Source organism: Mesorhizobium sp. P2_E6, from assembly GCF_056403835.1.
Window position 1 is genome coordinate 426,723 of sequence record NZ_JBFUEQ010000002.1, and the last position, 14,675, is coordinate 441,397.

The 14,675-nt window shown below is 63.7% G+C and carries 16 protein-coding genes; 5 read left to right on the forward strand and 11 right to left on the reverse strand.

Translation table 11 applies throughout. The features are described from left to right. Position 1: 1 nt before the first annotated feature. From AC1D08_RS06680 to AC1D08_RS06690, 3 genes are read right to left on the reverse strand one after another with little or no spacing between them, the layout of a single operon-like run. Positions 2-838: a carbohydrate ABC transporter permease gene (locus AC1D08_RS06680; protein ID WP_457151421.1), complete on the reverse strand. Its 837-nt coding sequence runs from the start codon at positions 836-838 to the stop codon at positions 2-4. Further along, a complete protein-coding gene (locus AC1D08_RS06685) occupies positions 835-1,767 on the reverse strand; it encodes a carbohydrate ABC transporter permease (RefSeq protein WP_477225902.1) in 933 nt (310 codons plus the stop codon). The genes AC1D08_RS06680 and AC1D08_RS06685 overlap by 4 nt, the downstream gene beginning before the upstream one ends. Before the next feature lie 4 nt (positions 1,768-1,771). Continuing rightward, positions 1,772-3,118 (reverse strand): ABC transporter substrate-binding protein, encoded by a 1,347-nt coding sequence (locus tag AC1D08_RS06690; RefSeq protein ID WP_457151423.1) that lies wholly within the window; start codon positions 3,116-3,118, stop codon positions 1,772-1,774. A 187-nt stretch (positions 3,119-3,305) separates the two neighbouring features. On the opposite strand from AC1D08_RS06690, the gene AC1D08_RS06695 reads away from it, so the two are divergent. Together AC1D08_RS06695 and AC1D08_RS06700 are read left to right on the forward strand one after the other, a co-directional pair. Continuing rightward, positions 3,306-4,442, forward strand: coding sequence for a Gfo/Idh/MocA family protein (locus AC1D08_RS06695; protein WP_457151424.1), 1,137 nt, complete (start codon positions 3,306-3,308; stop codon positions 4,440-4,442). A gap of 10 nt (positions 4,443-4,452) precedes the next feature. After that, entirely contained in the window at positions 4,453-5,421 is a 969-nt protein-coding gene (locus AC1D08_RS06700; protein WP_477422802.1) for an alpha/beta hydrolase, read from the forward strand. On the opposite strand, the gene AC1D08_RS06705 is transcribed toward AC1D08_RS06700, so the two are convergent. After that, the gene (locus AC1D08_RS06705; protein ID WP_457154525.1) at positions 5,409-6,443 is read right to left on the reverse strand and encodes a LacI family DNA-binding transcriptional regulator; all 1,035 of its coding nucleotides are present in this window, start codon (positions 6,441-6,443) and stop codon (positions 5,409-5,411) included. The genes AC1D08_RS06700 and AC1D08_RS06705 overlap by 13 nt on opposite strands. 426 nt (positions 6,444-6,869) lie before the next feature. Between AC1D08_RS06705 and rsgA the strand changes: the two genes are divergently transcribed. Further along, positions 6,870-7,880 (forward strand): ribosome small subunit-dependent GTPase A, encoded by a 1,011-nt coding sequence (gene rsgA / locus AC1D08_RS06710; RefSeq protein ID WP_457154524.1) that lies wholly within the window; start codon positions 6,870-6,872, stop codon positions 7,878-7,880. A gap of 25 nt (positions 7,881-7,905) precedes the next feature. Here rsgA and AC1D08_RS06715 read toward each other — a convergent pair whose 3' ends face one another. Beyond that, positions 7,906-8,439 (reverse strand): sterol desaturase family protein, encoded by a 534-nt coding sequence (locus AC1D08_RS06715; RefSeq protein WP_457154523.1) that lies wholly within the window; start codon positions 8,437-8,439, stop codon positions 7,906-7,908. Positions 8,440-8,628: 189 nt separating this feature from the next. On the opposite strand from AC1D08_RS06715, the gene AC1D08_RS06720 reads away from it, so the two are divergent. Both AC1D08_RS06720 and AC1D08_RS06725 read left to right on the forward strand, forming a co-directional pair. After that, entirely contained in the window at positions 8,629-9,099 is a 471-nt protein-coding gene (locus tag AC1D08_RS06720) for an NUDIX hydrolase (protein ID WP_477422805.1), read from the forward strand. Between the two features lie 294 nt (positions 9,100-9,393). Then, positions 9,394-9,792 (forward strand): GFA family protein, encoded by a 399-nt coding sequence (locus tag AC1D08_RS06725; RefSeq protein WP_095080944.1) that lies wholly within the window; start codon positions 9,394-9,396, stop codon positions 9,790-9,792. Here the strand turns inward: AC1D08_RS06725 and pobA are convergent. Genes pobA through pcaD form a run of 6 tightly spaced genes read right to left on the reverse strand, consistent with a single transcriptional unit; the run spans position 9,789 to position 14,594 of the window. Next, positions 9,789-10,961 (reverse strand): 4-hydroxybenzoate 3-monooxygenase, encoded by a 1,173-nt coding sequence (gene pobA / locus AC1D08_RS06730; RefSeq protein WP_457150960.1) that lies wholly within the window; start codon positions 10,959-10,961, stop codon positions 9,789-9,791. The two genes, AC1D08_RS06725 and pobA, sit on opposite strands and share 4 nt — an antisense overlap. Continuing rightward, positions 10,961-12,013, reverse strand: a complete 1,053-nt coding sequence (locus AC1D08_RS06735) for a 3-carboxy-cis,cis-muconate cycloisomerase (protein ID WP_457150961.1) — start codon at positions 12,011-12,013, stop codon at positions 10,961-10,963. Before AC1D08_RS06735 ends, pobA begins: the two co-directional genes overlap by 1 nt. 12 nt (positions 12,014-12,025) lie before the next feature. After that, complete coding sequence (gene pcaG, locus AC1D08_RS06740; RefSeq protein ID WP_457150962.1) at positions 12,026-12,640, reverse strand: protocatechuate 3,4-dioxygenase subunit alpha; 615 nt, start codon at positions 12,638-12,640, stop codon at positions 12,026-12,028. Then, the gene (pcaH, locus tag AC1D08_RS06745) at positions 12,640-13,395 is read right to left on the reverse strand and encodes a protocatechuate 3,4-dioxygenase subunit beta (protein ID WP_457150963.1); all 756 of its coding nucleotides are present in this window, start codon (positions 13,393-13,395) and stop codon (positions 12,640-12,642) included. The genes pcaG and pcaH overlap by 1 nt, the downstream gene beginning before the upstream one ends. Then, a complete protein-coding gene (pcaC, locus tag AC1D08_RS06750; RefSeq protein ID WP_095080935.1) occupies positions 13,385-13,792 on the reverse strand; it encodes a 4-carboxymuconolactone decarboxylase in 408 nt (135 codons plus the stop codon). Before pcaC ends, pcaH begins: the two co-directional genes overlap by 11 nt. Then, on the reverse strand, positions 13,785-14,594 hold the full coding sequence (gene pcaD, locus AC1D08_RS06755) for a 3-oxoadipate enol-lactonase (RefSeq protein ID WP_457150964.1): 810 nt from the start codon (positions 14,592-14,594) through the stop codon (positions 13,785-13,787). Before pcaD ends, pcaC begins: the two co-directional genes overlap by 8 nt. Positions 14,595-14,675 lie beyond the last annotated feature (81 nt).

Genomic DNA, 14,675 nt, shown 5'->3' on the forward strand with positions numbered 1-14,675 from the left:
TTCATTCCTTGACGCCGCCCTGGGTCAGTCCTTCGATGATGTGGCGCTGGAAGAACAGCACCAGGAGGATCAAGGGCACGGTCACCACGGCGGAGGCCGCGGCGATGTCTCCCCAGGGGACGTAATAGAGGTTGGTGAAGTTGGCGATGCCGACCGGTATCGTCTGCCGGTCGATGTTGGAGGTGAAGGCGAGCGCGAACAGGAATTCGTTCCACGCGGTGATGAAGGCGAGCAGGCCGGTGGTCACCAGGCTCGGCAGCGACATCGGCAGGATAATGCGCCAGAGCAGGCCGGGCACGCTGACGCCGTCCATGCGCGCCGCCTCGTCGATCTCGCGCGGCAGCGTCTCGAAATAGCCGAACAACACCCAGGTCACCAGCGGCAGGCCGAGTGCCAGGTAGGTGATGATCAGCGCCGTGTAGGTGTCGAGCAGGCCGAGATTGGTGGCGACCAGATAGAGCGGGCCGACCAGCGCGATCTGCGGGAACATCGACACAGAAAGGATGACCATCAGAATGCCGAAGCGGCCCTTGATGTTGAGCCGCGACAGCGCGAAGGCGGCCAGCGAGCCGACGAACAGGCAGAGGAACGTCGTCGCCAGGGAGACCACCAGCGAGTTCCAGACGTAGCGGTGAAGCTGCTTCTCGACAAAGGCGTTGTAGTAGTGCTCCAGCGTGAAGGGATCCGGGATCAGCGACGGCGAGCCTGACGTCAGCGCCTTGTCAAGCTGGAACGAGGTCGAGAACTGCCAGATGAACGGACCGCCCGACCAGACGAGGATCAGCAAGGCGCCGAGATAGATGGCGAAGGTCTGCAGCGGCGAGCGCGTGTCGTTCACTGCGCTCTCCTGATCTGGCGGACGAGGTACAGGCAGAACACCAGCGCGATGATGCCCTCGGTGACGAACATCGCCGTCGAGACGGCCGAGCCGTAGCCGAACTGCAGCGTCGAAAAGAGCACCTTGTAGGACAGCGTCGACAGCGTTTCAGTCGAATCGGCCGGGCCACCGCCGGTCAGCACGTAGACGAGGTCAAAGACGCGGAAGGCGTCGAGCGCGCGGAACAGGCCGGCGATCAGCAAGGTCGGCATCAACAGCGGCAGGCGGATGTACCAGAAGGTGATCCAACCCTTGGCGCCATCCATGCGCGCCGCCTCGATCAGCGAATTGGGCACGGTCTGCAACCCGGTCAGAAGCAGCAGCGCCATGAACGGCGTCGTCTTCCAGACATCGGCGATGATGATGGTGATCATCGCCGTGTCGGTGGAGCCGTACCAGTTGATGTTCTGGTCGATCAGCCCGGCATGCAGGAGGATGTAGTTGATGATGCCGTTCTGGCCGTCGAACAGCCAGCCGAACATCTTGGAGGTGACGACGGTGGGCATCGCCCACGGCACTAGCATGGCCGCGCGGACGAGCCCCCGCCCCTTGAAGGCTTCGCACAGGATGAGCGCCATGCCGAGCCCGATCACCGTCTCCAGCACGGTCGAAGCGGTGGTGAACCAGATCGTGTGCCACCACGCATTCCAGAACTGCGGGTCGCCCCACAGCTCGACATAGTTGGAGAAGCCGGTGAAATCCTGTTCCTGCGTGATCAGCGAGGTGTTGGTGAGCGACAGGTAGAGCCCGTTGACGATCGGGTAGAAGGAGACCGACGCCAGCGACACGAAGGCCGGCGTCAGCAGGAGCAAGGCCCACAAGGCGCCCGGAAGCGCCTTGCCGAGACGCCGCGGCCGGCCGACACTGGGAATGGTGGCCGCCGCGGACATTGGTTCAGCCTACGATCTTGTCGATTTGCGCCGCCGTCGCGTCCATCTCGGCCTGGACATTACCGGAGACCAGCGCCTTGGAGATGCCGGACTGCAAGGCAAGCGTCACTTTCGCGTATTCAGGCGTGATCGGCCGCGCCGTGGCGCCGGTGAAGACTTTCTCCAGGCTGGCCATGAACGGCTGTTCCTTCTTGATCTGTGCGTCCTGGAACAGCGCCGGCCGCGTCGGTGCGAGGCCGAAGTTCAGCGCGATGCGGTGCTGGACCTCGGTCGACGACAGCCAGGTCAAGAGCTCGATCGCGGCTTCGCGCTGCTTCGAGTTGGCATTGACGCCGAGCTGGTAGCCGCCGAGGCAGGCCGAGCTCTTGCCGCCGGGGAACGACGGCAGCGGCGCGACGCCGACCTTGTCGACCACCTGGGAAGCCTTGGCGTCCTGGGCAATCGGGTAGACATACGACCAGTTGCGCATGAACATCGCCTTGCCCGAGGTAAAGGGCTGACGCGACGGTTCCTCGTCCCAGGACAGCACGTCCTTCGGGCTGATCTTGTTGGTGGCGAGGGTGTCGTGCAGGAACTGGATCGCCTCTACCGCGCCCTTCTGGTTGATCAGCGACGACTTGCCGTCAGGCGCCAGGATGGCGCCGTTGTTGGAGGTGATGATCTCGACCGCGTCGCAGACCAGCACCTCGGCCTGTTTGCCCTGCCAGAGATAGCCGTAATCGATGTCGCCGGCCTTCTGCGCGGCGGCGGCAATGGTCGCCATGTCGGCCCAGCTTTCCGGCACCTTGCCGCCATGCTTTTCCAGCACGTCCTTGCGGTAATAGAACATGCCCGAATCCATGAACCAGGGAAGGGCGGTGAGCTTGCCGCCATAGGTACAGGCATCGAGGGTCCCAGTGAAGTAGGCGCTGCGCTTGTCGGCCGGGAAATACTCGTCCAGCGGCAGCGCCCATCCGGCGGCGGCAAAGCCGGCGATCCAGATCACGTCCTGGCTGAAGACATCGGGCGTGCCGGTGCGGCGGGCGAGCTGCTGCACGAGGCCCTGGTAGACCTCGGTCGAGGAGCTCGGGGGCGGCAGTTCGATGTTCTTGACCAGGATGCGGTCCTGCGATTCGTTGAAGGCCTTGATCAGGTCGCCAAAGGTCTCCTTGCCGAAGAAGGCGGCGCTGGCGAAGCTGATCTCGGCCCGGCTCTGGGCGCGAGCCCGGCCAATGCCGAGCGACGTCCCTACCCCGAAAGCCGCCGCGCCGAGAAGGCCGGCGGAACCGATGAGAAATTGCCGGCGATCGGCGATGGTGACATGCCCAATCGACTTGGAACCGCTGCGCGGCCCCTTCCTTGACTCGTCCATTTGTAGTCCTCCCAGAGTTGACGGCAGCCACTCCCGCCCGTCCAACTTCGCACATGATTCATAAAAAATTGTCGCGCGTCAAGATTTAAACTGCATAATGGTGCATCAATATGCTTATGACGTGGGCGAAGGATGGCCACGTGAACGAAGAATCGCCGATCCTGACGGACGGACGCCGACTGGAGGAATGATGGAAAAGCTTGGTGTAGGGGTCATAGGTTGCGGCAACATCGCCATGACCTACATGCGCAACGCAGCACTTTTTGCAGGCGTGGAGTTGAAGGCCTGCGCCGACATCTCGGCGGACGCGGCCGCCCTGCGGGCCCGCGAATACGGCATCAGGGCGATGGGCGTCGATGCCCTGCTTGCCGATCCCGAAATCGGCCTGGTTCTCAACCTCACCATTCCCGCCGTGCATTTCGACGTCACCATGTCGGCCCTTTCGGCCGGCAAGCACGTCTTCACCGAAAAGCCGCTTGCCACCTCGGCCGCCGACGGACAACGGCTAGTCAGCGAGGCGAAGTCGCGCGGCCTGCTGCTTGGCTCGGCGCCCGACACCTTCCTCGGCGCTGCCGGACGCCGCGCGCGCCGGCTGATGGACGCCGGCGCCATCGGCCGTCCGGTCACCGGCACCGCCTTCATGATGGGCCGCGGCATGGAGCACTGGCACCCCAACCCGCAATTCTACTACCAGCCTGGCGGCGGCCCGGTGTTCGACATGGGCCCCTATTATCTGACCATGCTGGTCAACCTGCTTGGCCCGGTCGAGCGTGTCATGGCAATGGCGACGCGCGGTCAGGAGGAAAGGCTGATCACCGCCGACGGACCGTTCAAGAACACCACATTCAAGGTCGGCACGCCGACCAACGTGCTATCGCTGCTTGAATTCCGCTCCGGTGCGACGGTCACCTTCGGCGCCTCGTGGGACGTCTTTCGCCACTCCAACCATCCGATCGAGCTGCACGGCACGGAGGGCTCGCTGCGCCTGCCCGACCCCGACACTTTCGGCGGCACCGTGTCGCTGTCCGAGCGCGGCGCCGACTGGAAGGACTTTGCCAGCGAAGGCGACCTCTACGGCGCCCGCAACTGGCCCTATGCGGCGCCCGACCGCGCCAATTACCGCATGCTCGGCGTCGCCGATCTGGCCCGTTCGCTTCAAACTGGTAACACGCCACGCGCCTCCGGCAACCTCGCGCTGCATGTGCTTGAGATCATGGAGGCGATCCTGCGTTCCGGCGAGGGCCAGGGCTCGGTGATGGTCGCGGGCGACGTCACTCAGCCGTCTCTGCTGACCGAAGAAGAGGCAAGCGACCTGCTTGCCTGAGGATATGACGATGACACTCGACCCCGATGCACTGCACGTCCTCGAAATCGGCCGCGCGGCTGGCGGAGAGCCGTTCGAGAATGGGGACGTGGCGGCGGCGCGGGCCGCCTACAACGCTTCGTTCCCGACACTGCAGGGCGAGCGCGAACCGGTCGCTGCGACCTTGGAAAAGCGGATCGAAGGGCCGAACGGCCCTATCTCGGTCCGCATCCATCGCGGCCTCGGCGCACCACAAAGCGGGGCGCCGGCGCTGCTCTACCTGTATGGCGGCGGTTGGGTCGTCGGCAATCTCGATTCGCATGACGAGATCTGCCGCTGGCTGGCCAATCTCGGCGGCGCCGTCATTGTCTGTCCCGACTATCGCCTGGCACCAGACCACAAATTTCCCGCCGGGCTGGAGGATTGCCTGGCAACACTGCGTTTCATGACGCAGAACGCCGCCGCTCTGGGCATCGACCCATCCCGCATCGGCGTTGCCGGCGACAGCGCCGGCGGCAATCTCGCCGCCGTGCTGGCGCTGCTTTCTCGCGATGGGCTGGCGCCATCCCTCGCCGCGCAGATCCTGATCTATCCAAACACCGATGCGCGGCAGATGGCCGACAGCTACCGGCGTTTCGGCGACGGCTTCGGGCTGACGGCAACCACCATGGCATGGTTCCGCGACCACTATGTGCGAACGCCTGACGACATCCTGGACTGGCGCGTCTCGCCCTTGCTGGCGCCAGATCTCACAGGCGTCGCGCCGGCTTTCGTCGCACTTGCCGGCTGCGACATCCTTGCCGACGAAGGCGAAGCCTATGCCGAACGCCTGCAAGCCGCAGGTGTCCCACTGGTCCTGCGGCAATGGCCGGGCAAGATCCACGGCTTCGTCTCGATGGGACGCCATATCCCCGCCGCGCGGCAAACGGTGGCCGAGGCGGTGGCGGCCTGGCGCCAGTTCGAGAACGATTCGCCGACGCCCGCCGCTCAGGCCGACTGACGCATCACCAGGGTCGCGCCGAGCTTGACCCTCTGTGCCATGCCCTGCTTGGGCGGTTCGGCCTCGTCCAGCAGGGCCAGCAGGATCTCGACGCTGCGGCCGGCCATGGCGGCGAAATCCTGTGCCATGGTGGTTAGCGCCGGACAGGTGTAGCGGCTCAGCGGATGATCGTCATGCGCGGCAACGCGCAGATCGCAGTCAGGTCTGCGGCCGATCTTCAGTCCGCGCGAGAACGCGGCCGCCATCACGCCGAAGGCGAGACGATCGTTCGCACACAGGATGGTGCGGCCGGGCAGACCGCCAACATCGAGTGTCTTTTCCATCCATTCATGGCCGATGCGCTCGAAGTCCCAGGTGTAGTCGCGCGCCGCGTCGATGACGACCGGTTCCAAACCGGCGACTTTCATCGTCGCGATGTAGCTTTGCAGCCGCTCTCCCGAATTGTGGTTGACATGCGGAATGTCGACATAGACAGGCGGTTCTCCGGACCGGTTGAGATAGTCGACCATGGTCGACGTGCTCTGGTGGTTGTCGTTACCGACGAAGGGCGTGTCACCCTCGATATAGGTGTCGAAATAGACGATCGGAATGTCCTGCCCCAACTTGTCGAAAACACTCCGATCGGAGGCCAGGCCGAGCGGCGCGATGATCGCGCCGGCGACCTTCAGTGACAGCAGCGTCCTGACCGACTCCGCCTCCAGCTTCTGCGAGCCATGCGAAGAAATGACGATCGGCCAATAGCCCTCGTCGCGGCAGCGAAATTCGATGCGGCTGACCATCTCGGCATAGAACGGATCCGTGATCGTCGGTACGACGATGCCGATGTTGCGGGTGCGCTTGCGGTTGAGATTGCGGGCGAAAAGGTTCGGCTGATAGTCCGAGGAACGCAACGCGGCTTCGATGCGCGCCCGCGTGGCCGGCTTCACGCTCGCCGGATCGTCAAAATATTTCGACAGCGTCGGCCGGGACACGCCACATGCCCGGGCAAAATCATCCATCGTGCGGTGCGTCTTCTCCGCCATCGAACGTCAGGTCCCTCTTGCCCACACCCGCCGATCGGAACGATCCGCCCGTCACCAGTCATGCGGCCGTTGTCCGAGGGCGGCAATGCTTGGCCGAACTTATTCAGTCAATTTTCACAGTTTCCAGTACAGCGCAAAAACATTACGAGCGTCAATTTATTTGTTGACGATATGAAAAATGACATTCCTCGATCAGAACGAAGCCTCCCGTCGTGCGGCGGGATCCCAGATCGCCGTGTGACGGGATAGGTTCCGACTAGATGCTTGCCGCGCGGGCCATCGGCAAGGCCCGCCTTGCCAAATGCCGCCGTGCCGCCCATACACGGCAGGGCAATCGCCCCCGCCCCGTTCACGCCCCACCTGCCAGGGATCCTGTCCGATGTCTGCGACGCCGTACCCCCGGTCAAAGCCGTGACGGATCCCTCCATGCCATCTCTCGCCAGCCTGGGCTGGACGGATTTTTTCGGCGACCAGCTCGAGCCCGGCGAAGCCAATCTCGTCCCTGCGCGGATCGCCACGGTCCATCGCGACCGCCTGACCGGCCTGTCCCAGGCAGGGCCAATCGATCTCACGCTGCCGGCGCAGGCGAACACCGGCGACTATGCCGTCGGCGACTGGGTGCTCGTCGACGCGCATGACCGGCTTGTGCAGCGCCGCCTGACCCGCAAGACGGTGCTGGAACGCCGCACCCAGGGCGGCAGGGTGCCGCAGCTGGCAGCGGCCAACGTCGACACGCTGTTCATCGTCACCTCATGCAATGCCGACTTCAATCCAGCCCGGCTCGAGCGCTATCTGGCGCTGGCCAACGAGGCCGGAACGACGCCGGTGATCCTGTTGACCAAGGCCGATACCGCCGCCGACGCCGAGGCGTATCAGCGGCAGGCTGCCGCGCTGCAGCGCGGCCTGGCGGTGGTGACGCTGAACCCGCGCACATCGGATGCGGCAACCGCGCTCGTCGCCTGGTGCGGTGCCGGCCAGACGGTCGCGCTGGTCGGTTCCTCCGGCGTCGGCAAATCGACGCTGGTCAACACGCTGGCCGGATCGGCCCAGCGCTTGCCGCAACAGACCGGAGACATCCGCGAACACGACGCCAAGGGCCGCCACACCACCACGTCGCGGTCGCTACACGCCATTGCCGGTGGCGGCTGGGTGATCGACACGCCGGGAATGCGGACGCTGCAGGTCAGCGACGTCGCCTACGGCATCGACACGCTGTTTGCCGAAATCACCGAGCTCGCGCCGCTCTGCAAGTTCCGCGACTGCACACACGTGCATGAACCGGGCTGCGCGGTGCAGGCTGCCTTGAAGGCAGGCACGCTCGATCCGGAGCGTCTTGCCCGCTGGCGGAAACTGTCCGACGAAAACCAGAGCAACACGCCGGTTCAGAGCGGACCTCGCGGAGCCAAATCCCTAGGCGGTCGCGCAAAAAGGCGTTGAACGACCGAGGCACGTGCCCCTGGCTTCAGAGCCGCGCCGTGCCGAAAACACGATCCCAGAATATGGACGTGACACCGAAATTGACCGTTTCGTCGACATGATGATGCACGGCGTGACGGCGCTTGAGTGTGTAGAGATAACTCGGATGGGAGGGGTGCCAATGATGGATCATGTGATGGACGCTGATGTACCAGAGGTAGCCCAGCATCAGTCCGCAACTTACCGCGCTTGCGGCGGCGAAACCTGAAATCATCCAGACCGGGAAAAACGCGACCAGCGCATGCACTCCCAGACTGAGCCAGGTCGGCGTGCCCACCGAACTGCGCTCTTCGACATGGTGACGATCATGCAGGTCCTTGATGTAGGGGATGCGGTGCAGGACGAACCTGTGCAGGACGTATTCGGTCAACGTCCAGAGCAAGAGGCAGGCGACGACAGTGACTATCCAGCCCGGCGCATTGTCTTCGCCGGCCTCGATCAACCCGGCCACTGCCAGCACGGCGATCACCAGCGGATACACCACGAAGTCGCTGTAGTAGCCAATAAGACCGAGTTGCATCGTCACGCCTCATCTAGCCTTCGAGCCGCCAAATAAGCCATGGTCAGATTGCCGGACTAGCGGGTGAGGAGCAATGCAGTCGCACCTGACATAGCGTCGCAATCATTCGGCGCAAGGTCGGCGCCCATGATCCAGGGGAATCGGTGGACCGCCGCCTTCACAACCAGCTTTACAAACGGACATTAAAAAATGGCAAAACGTAGTGCGGGGCTGCTGATCCACAGTCGAAACAGGGGCGATCTCAGGGTGCTTCTGGTTCATCCGGGCGGACCGTTCTGGGCGAAGAAGGACGATGGTGCGTGGTCGATACCGAAGGGCCTCGTCGATGAGAACGAGGACGAGTTGTCGGCGGCGCGACGCGAGACCGAGGAAGAGCTCGGCATCAAGATCGATGGTCCCTTCACGCGGCTCGGCGACTACAGGCAGCCGGGTGGAAAGATCGTCATGGCGTGGTCCGTCGAGGCGCGTATCGACATCGATGTGGCAGCCATCAGGAGCAACACCTTCACCATGGAATGGCCGCCAAGGTCGGGATCAATGAAGGAATTCCCGGAAGTCGACAGGGCCGGCTGGTTCACCTTGCCCGAGGCCGAGGTCAAGATCCTCAAGGGGCAGCGGCCGATGCTGTCGGATCTTGCCAGGCAAAAAGACGCTGAATGAAGATCGCCGGCGATGCGGCCCATATAGCGCGCCGCGCTTTGAGGCTATGTTTTATGCATGTCGTTGTCCCAAGACCGGGACCACTTTTGGGCGACATGCATCAGGCCGCGGACTCATAAAGGCGAAGCGCCAATCTGATGGCCGCCAAGGCCAAAACAACTCCCCGCGCACGCGAGAACAATCACTAGCGCCGAATGTCGCAATTGAGCGCCAGCTCGGCGTATCTCATGGCGACTCTCTTACTGCTCCCGGTACAAATTATTGGTCAGGTCAGTTGACTCAAGGAGAATTTGCATGCGCGGTCATTGCTTATGTGGCGCTATTGCTTTCGAAGTCGATGGCCCGGCACAAGCATGCGTGAGCTGTCATTGTGAAAGTTGTCGGCGCCAATGTTCTGCGCCGATGACCACCTACATTGGCGTCTTGGACAGCCAATGGCGATGGCTGGGCAAGCCACCGAAGGTATTCAACTCTTCTCCCGGTGTGGAAAGAACATTTTGCGATGAATGTGGCTCGCCGCTGTCCTTCCGCTCAAAGAACATGTCCGGTGTAATGCATTTTTTTGCCGCAGCGATGGAGGAGCCGGAAAAATTTGCACCCACACTGCATGTCGCTTTTGAGGAGAAGCTCCCTTGGTTGAAACTCGCCGACGGCCTGCCGACACGGTTTGGGCCTGACTATACGAAAAACTAGTAAGGCAGGCCCACATAGTTCTCGGCGAGCGCAGTCGACGCTGCACGCGAGTGTACGAGGTAGTCGAGCTCGGCCTCCTGGATGCGCTGACCGAAATCGCCGGTGTCGGGAAAGCGGTGCAGGATCGTCGTCATCCACCAGGAAAAGCGCACCGCCTTCCAGACCCGTGCCAGCGCCTTGCCTGAATAGGCATCGATGCCGGCCATCGATTTGTCACGGTAGAAGTCGCGCAAACCGGCAAACAAGTAGCGTACATCGCTGGCGGCGAGATTGAGGCCCTTGGCGCCGGTCGGCGGCACAATGTGGGCGGCGTCCCCGACCAGGAACAGCCGGCCGAAACGCAGCGGCTCGGCAACGAAGGAGCGCAGCGGCGCGATCGACTTCTCGAAGGATGGGCCGGTGACGACGCTTGCCGCCGTCTGCTCCGGCAGGCGGCGGCGCAACTCGTCCCAGAAGCGGTCGTCCGACCACGCCTCGACGCGGTCGCCCTCGGGGCACTGGACATAGTAGCGGCTGCGATGCGTCGAGCGCATCGAGCACAGCGCAAAACCCCGCTCATGGTTGGCGTAGACCAGTTCGTGGTCGGCCGGCGGCACTTCGGCCAGCACGCCGAGCCAACCGAACGGATAGTGGCGCTCGAAGGTCTTCAGCGCGCGCTCAGGCACCGATTTGCGGCTGACGCCGTGATAGCCGTCACAGCCTGCAATAAAATCGCACTCGATGCGATGGGTGACGCCGTCCTTGTCATAGGTGGTAAAAGGCGCCTTGCCGTCGAAATCGTGCAGCGTGACGTTTGCCGCCTCGTAGATCGTGGTCAGTCCTGCCGCATCGCGCTTGTCCATCAGATCATGCGTCACTTCGGTCTGGCCGTAGACGGTGACATGCCTGCCGCCGGTCAGCGCCTCGATGTCGATGCGGTGCAGACGTCCGTCGAAGGCGAGCGAGATGCCGGAATGCGGCAGCCCTTCGGCGTGCAGCCGTGCCGCGGCACCCGCTTCCTCCAGCAACTCGACGGTACCCTGTTCGAGCACACCGGCGCGCACGCGGCCGAGCACATGCTCGCGGCTGGCGCGCTCCAGAATGACCGTCTCGATGCCGATCGTGCCGAGAAGCTGGCCAAGCAGCAGGCCGGACGGTCCGGACCCGACAATGAGGATCTGCGTGCGCATCAGCGTCCCAGGCTTTCGACCTGCCCGGCCAGTTCGGCGGTAAGGCGCAGCGACGCGGCTGTCGCCACCACCATCTGCGGCAGCAGCAGCCATTCCAGCGTCCAGGCAGCACCGGAGCGCTCCTGCTCATGCACCAGCGCCTGATGTATGCCGGAAAGCTGCGTGGCGTTGAAACGGGCAAGCGCCACCAGCGCCTCGGCCTTTACCGGATTCTGCTTGTGCGGCATGGCCGACGAGCCGCCACCGCCAGAGATTTCGATGTCGGCGCCGCCTTGCGCCATCAAGGCGATGTCCTGGCCAAACTTGCCGAGGCTGCCCGTCACCAGCGACAACCAGCCGGCGAAATCGGCGAGCGAATCGCGCTGGCTATGCCATTGCGGCGCATCGGCAAGGCCAAGCTTTGCCGCGAGGGCCGCGCGCACCGCCGGCCCCTTGTCATCCAACTTTTCCAGCGTGCCGGCCGCGCCGCCGAACTGCACCACCAACAGGCGCCTCGACTGTTCCACCAGCCTCTCCTGGTGTCGTTGCAGCGGCGCCCGCCATGCTGCCACGCGATTCGATACCCGGATGGGAATAGCGTTCTGCATGCGGGTGATCCCGGTCAGCGCCCTGCCCCCAAAACGCTCTTCGAGCGAGGCGAGGCGCATGCCGGTTTCGGTCAACAGCAGGCCAAGATGTTCGACGATGGATTTGAGCCGAAGCATCAGGCCGGTGTCGATGACATCCTGACTGGTCGCGCCGAAATGAACGGAGGCACCATGCGGTTCGCCGACCGCCGCCCTGATCTGGCGCACCAGTTCCGGCACGATGACGCCGTCCCTGGCGACACCGGCGCGCAGCAAGGCGGTGTCGGGCCGGAATGTGCTGAGCACAGCCACGATGGCTGCTGCCGCCTCCCCCGTGATCAGTCCGTTTTCCGCCTCCACTTCCGCCAGCGCGCGCTCGAAGGCCAGCATCGCCTCGATTTCCGCCTCGACGGAAAAAAGCCGGCTCGCTTCCTCGTCGCCGAGAAGAGCGGAGAGCAATGGATGGTCGAAGGGCGAAACGGTCATGGCGCGGGCCTCCTAGCTGTCGAAGAAGACCGTTTCCTTCTCCCCCTGGAGATGGACGTCGAAGACATAAATATCGCCGGTGCGCTCGGCGATCAGCGTCGGCACGCGGATGCGGTGCTCGATGCGCGCCAGGATCGGATCCTGCGCATTGGCCTTCTCCTCGTCGGAAAAATAGAGCCGTGTGTGCAGGCCGAGATTGATGCCACGGGCGACGATCCAGAGCGTGATATGCGGCGCCATCAGGCGGCCATCGGCGAAAGGCACGCGACCCGGCTTGATGGTGTCGAACGTGCACCGGCCGGTGTCCATGTCTGTCGGGCAGCGGCCCCAGCCGAAAAAGTTCGGATCGGCCGTGCCGCGCAGTTCCGCCGGCGAATTGTATAGCCCGTCGGCATCCGCCTGCCAGATCTCGATCAGCGCGTCCTTGAGCGGCGTGCCGGTGCCGTCGAGCACGCGGATGCGCAGGCCGATGCGCTCGCCCCTGGTCTTATCATTGACCATGGCGGCGCCAAGATCGCTCGGGTAGACGCCGCCGATGCCGCAGAAATTCGGCGTCAGCCCGATATGGACGTAGGGTCCCGCGGTTTGCGAGGGGCTTTCCCTGAGCCGGTCGAGCGACTGGGCCATCAATTGCCCTCCAGCCTGTTTTCGAACAGCGAGGAGCGGCGCCCGCGCAGCACGATGTCGAACTTGTAGGCGCGCGCGTCGAAGGGGATAGTCGATTGCATGTCGAGCGCAGCGATCAGCGTTTCGATCGCTGCCTTGTCGGGAATGCCGCGCGCGATGGGGCAGTGCCAGATCAGCGGGTCGCCCTCGAAATACATCTGCGTGATCAGCCGTTGCGCGAAGCCATGGCCGAAGACCGAAAAATGGATGTGCGATGGCCGCCAGTCGTTCGGCCCGTTCGGCCAGGGATAGGGACCGGGCTTGACGGTGCGAAAGGCATAGCCGCCATCCTCACTCGTGATGGCGCGGCCGCAGCCGCCGAAGTTCGGGTCGAGCGGCGCCAGGTAGCCGTCCTTCTTGTGGCGGTAGCGGCCGCCGGCATTGGCCTGCCAGAATTCGAGCAGTGCGCCGGGCACGCCAACGCCACGTTCGTCGAGCACCCGCCCATGGACGATGATGCGCTCGCCGATGGCGCTCTCGCCGGGTCTGGCGAAATTGTGGATCAGGTCGGCGTCGAGTTCGCCGAGTATGGCGTGACCGAAGAGCGGGCCGGCAATCTCCGAAAGCGTGTTGTCGAAGGCGAGCAGTGCCTTCTGCGGCGAACGCAGTACGGAAGTCTTGTAGTTCGGCGTCAGCGCCGGCGGATGCCATGTCCGGTCGCGCTGGAAGAAGGCGCCTGTCTCGGGCCTCCGGTTCGATCCGGACTCAGCGGGCATTCTTGGCTCCGTCCATTTCCGAAAACACGTCCTTGGCGATCTTGAAGGCACGGTTGGCGGCCGGCACGCCGGCATAGATGGCGACATGCAGGAACGCTTCGCAGATGTCGTCACGCGAGGCACCGGTGTTGGCGGTGGCGCGCACATGCATGGCGACCTCCTCATCATGGCCGAGTGCTGCCAGCAGCGCCAGCGTGACGATCGAGCGCTCGCGCTTGGTGAAGCCCGGCCGTGCCCACACCGTCCCCCAGGCGGCCTCGGTGATCAGCTCCTGGAAAGGCTGGTCGAAACCGGTGGCGGCGACCTCGGCCCGGTCGACATGCGGATCGCCGAGCACGGACCGCCGTACGCCAAGGCCCGTGCGATATCTGGCGGTGTTGCCGGGGACTTCATCCATGGGTTTCGGCTCCAAGGGCAAGCGATGCGATAAAATGGCGGATCAGGGCGACAAGTGCTTCGGGCTGTTCGACACAGGGAATATGTCCGGCGTCGCGGATGATCTCGAAGCGCGCGCCAGGAATGAGAGCGGCCAGCGAGCGGACAAGATCGGGAGGCGTCGAGCCGTCCTGATCACCGGCGATGCAAAGCGTCGGTACGGAGATACGGCGCGCGGCCTCGGTGAAATCGGCGTCGCGAACGGCCGCGCATGTCCCGAGATAGCCGGCGAGCGCCTGCCTGGTCAGCATGTTCCAGTAGCCGTCGAGCTCGGCTGAACGCGTTGCGTGGAAGCTGGGGGTGAACCACACTTTGAGCACACCATCGGCAATCTCCTGGATCCCTTTGCTTTCGACCGTTGCGATGCGCGTGTTCCAGCTGTCCGTCGTGCCGATCTTGTGGGCCGTGTCGCATAGGATCATGGCCTCGATGATCTCGGGTCGCCGGGCATAGAGGCCTTGCGCGACCATGCCGCCCACCGACAGGCCGCACAGTACGACCTTCTCCAACCCGAAATGATCGAGGAGCGCCGAGAGATCGTCGACATGATCGTCGATCGACCAGATGTCGCCGATGTCGGACAGGCCGTGGCCGCGCTTGTCATAGACCAGCAAGGGCATTTCCCCATCAAGAGCCGAGACAATTTCGTCCCAGATCCGGAAGTCGGTGCCGAGCGAATTGATGAACACGATCGGGCGCGCACTGCCGTTCGCCCTGACGTGACGGTGATGCAGCGTGATGCCGCCAATGGTGACGAATGGCACGATTTCGATCCTCCATCTCCACATTGCACAAGGCATTTGGTTCGGTAAAATGATATTTTGCGCCGTTTCATTAACTTAGGG

Excerpts from the sequence above, each read along its gene's own strand:
- AC1D08_RS06685 (WP_477225902.1), bottom strand. The coding sequence starts at position 1,767 with ATGTCCGCGGCGGCCACCATTCCCAGTGTCGGCCGGCCGCGGCGTCTC.
- AC1D08_RS06690 (WP_457151423.1), bottom strand. The coding sequence starts at position 3,118 with ATGGACGAGTCAAGGAAGGGGCCGCGCAGCGGTTCCAAGTCGATTGGG.
- AC1D08_RS06695 (WP_457151424.1), top strand. The coding sequence starts at position 3,306 with ATGATGGAAAAGCTTGGTGTAGGGGTCATAGGTTGCGGCAACATCGCC.
- AC1D08_RS06700 (WP_477422802.1), top strand. The coding sequence starts at position 4,453 with ATGACACTCGACCCCGATGCACTGCACGTCCTCGAAATCGGCCGCGCG.
- AC1D08_RS06705 (WP_457154525.1), bottom strand. The coding sequence starts at position 6,443 with ATGGCGGAGAAGACGCACCGCACGATGGATGATTTTGCCCGGGCATGT.
- rsgA (WP_457154524.1), top strand. The coding sequence starts at position 6,870 with ATGCCATCTCTCGCCAGCCTGGGCTGGACGGATTTTTTCGGCGACCAG.
- AC1D08_RS06715 (WP_457154523.1), bottom strand. The coding sequence starts at position 8,439 with ATGCAACTCGGTCTTATTGGCTACTACAGCGACTTCGTGGTGTATCCG.
- AC1D08_RS06720 (WP_477422805.1), top strand. The coding sequence starts at position 8,629 with ATGGCAAAACGTAGTGCGGGGCTGCTGATCCACAGTCGAAACAGGGGC.
- AC1D08_RS06725 (WP_095080944.1), top strand. The coding sequence starts at position 9,394 with ATGCGCGGTCATTGCTTATGTGGCGCTATTGCTTTCGAAGTCGATGGC.
- pobA (WP_457150960.1), bottom strand. The coding sequence starts at position 10,961 with ATGCGCACGCAGATCCTCATTGTCGGGTCCGGACCGTCCGGCCTGCTG.
- AC1D08_RS06735 (WP_457150961.1), bottom strand. The coding sequence starts at position 12,013 with ATGACCGTTTCGCCCTTCGACCATCCATTGCTCTCCGCTCTTCTCGGC.
- pcaG (WP_457150962.1), bottom strand. The coding sequence starts at position 12,640 with ATGGCCCAGTCGCTCGACCGGCTCAGGGAAAGCCCCTCGCAAACCGCG.
- pcaH (WP_457150963.1), bottom strand. The coding sequence starts at position 13,395 with ATGCCCGCTGAGTCCGGATCGAACCGGAGGCCCGAGACAGGCGCCTTC.
- pcaC (WP_095080935.1), bottom strand. The coding sequence starts at position 13,792 with ATGGATGAAGTCCCCGGCAACACCGCCAGATATCGCACGGGCCTTGGC.